The sequence below is a fragment of the Lysinibacillus mangiferihumi genome (genome assembly GCF_003049665.1).
GTDB classification, from domain to species: domain Bacteria; phylum Bacillota; class Bacilli; order Bacillales_A; family Planococcaceae; genus Lysinibacillus; species Lysinibacillus mangiferihumi.
The window spans coordinates 1-1,696 of record NZ_PYWM01000087.1 but is presented as its reverse complement, the minus strand read 5'-3'; the positions used below and the strand labels follow the sequence as shown (position 1 = coordinate 1,696).

Below are 1,696 nucleotides of genomic sequence, written 5' to 3'. Positions count from 1 at the left end.
CCGATACGAAAAATATATCTAAACCAATTAAAATTTGTATTTAAACAATTTTTACTATGGTACGACTTATATCTTACGAATTTCGTCTTGTACCTTCCTGTTTCACCGAGCCTCGTTTTGCCGAAGCTACTCCGATTTGATATGACTCTCCACAGGCTTCAATTCCGCAGTATCGTTGCGTACATATCTAGGTTTTCTTTTATGTGAAATACACTAGATTTGGTAATTTGCTAAATTGTGAGCAGCGTTCAAATCCCTGTCCATTTCATGACCACATGGACATTTGAACACTCTGTCAGATAGTTTCAAGTCTTTTTTAATACTTCCACAACAAGAACACATTTTCGAAGAAGGATACCATTTATCAGCTTCAACAAATTCAATTCCATACTTTTCGCATTTATATTGAATCTGTCTTTTGAAATCATGTAAGCACTGTTTCGCTATTGCTTTCGATACATGCTTATTCTTCATCATTCCTTTGATATTCAAAGTTTCCATAACAATACGAGATGGCTTGGTTTTCACAATCTCATTTGAAGATTGATGAAGGTGATTCCTTCTGATATTAGTTAGTCTTTTATAAATCATTCGAATCTTATCGTTTTGTTTTTGAATGTTTTTCATGTTTTTTAAAGGTGTTTGATAGATAGGTTTTCGATTTTTCGTATGTGCAACAATATTAGCTTGAATTTTACGAGACAACTTCTTTTGTTCTCGTTTCAATTTTCGTTCTAATCGTCTAACTTCTTTCGTTTTGTTAATGTTCTTTTTGAATGAACCATCAGAACAAACAGCCAATTCCTTGATGCCAACATCAATTCCTAAGCTCTCATCTGTTAATTCTATTTTTTCATATTCAATTTCATACCCAACAGATAAAAACCAATTTCGCCCATCATATGAGATTCTAGGGTTTGAATAGTTCTCACCTTTAGGTAGTTTAGGTAGAGGTTGGTATGTTTTGACAACCCCTATTTTTTCACCTCGAAAACCTTCTTTTGTGCGCTTCAGACTTTCATAATTTACATAAAAACTAACTTTACTTTTTCGTTTACTTTTGAATTTCGGCTTGCCTGACACACCGTCAAACCAACGTTTTCTAGCTTTATCAGCGTCCTTTACTGCTTGTTTCATTACATTGCTTCCAACTTCTTTTAACCATTGATGGGTAGTCTTTTTCAATACATTGTTTATATATTTTCTAACGTCACTTTCTTTAATGGTTTTCTTTTCGTGTTTACCGTTAAGATATTCAGCATAATGACGTTCACTTTCAGCAAGAAAGAAGTTGTAAGTCCACCTAGCAGTTCCAGCAGATTTCCAAAATAAACATTCTTGTTCTTTAGTGGGATTAAGTTTGATCCTTGTCGCTATATACATTGTTTTTCACCTCGTCAATCAAACGCTTTGTCTTTTTAGAACGTGCGCCATACAGACGATTTGCGAATACCGTAATGATTTGAATGAAATCCTCGGTTAGTTCTTCTTCCTTCGTTTTTTCTGTATGGTCAATCACTTCGATTTCTACACCATTTATTTCACATAAATATTCAATCATTTCAAAGCCAAACCGCACTAAACGGTCTTTGTACAGTACAACGACTTTTGAAATATCACGATTATTAATCTTGTCAATTAATTGTTTCAAACCTTTTTTCTTATAGTTGATTCCGCTGCCAATATCTTGAATAAT

Annotated in this window: 2 protein-coding genes; both read right to left on the bottom strand. The window is 33.6% G+C overall.

The window, feature by feature from the left end:
• Positions 1-213 precede the first annotated feature (213 nt).
• Positions 214-1,383, bottom strand: a complete 1,170-nt coding sequence (locus C9J37_RS27500; RefSeq protein WP_107897930.1) for an RNA-guided endonuclease InsQ/TnpB family protein — start codon at positions 1,381-1,383, stop codon at positions 214-216.
• Positions 1,355-1,696: IS607 family transposase (locus C9J37_RS27495; RefSeq protein ID WP_107897929.1), on the bottom strand; the 342-nt coding region annotated here is incomplete at its 5' end. The genes C9J37_RS27495 and C9J37_RS27500, both read right to left, overlap by 29 nt.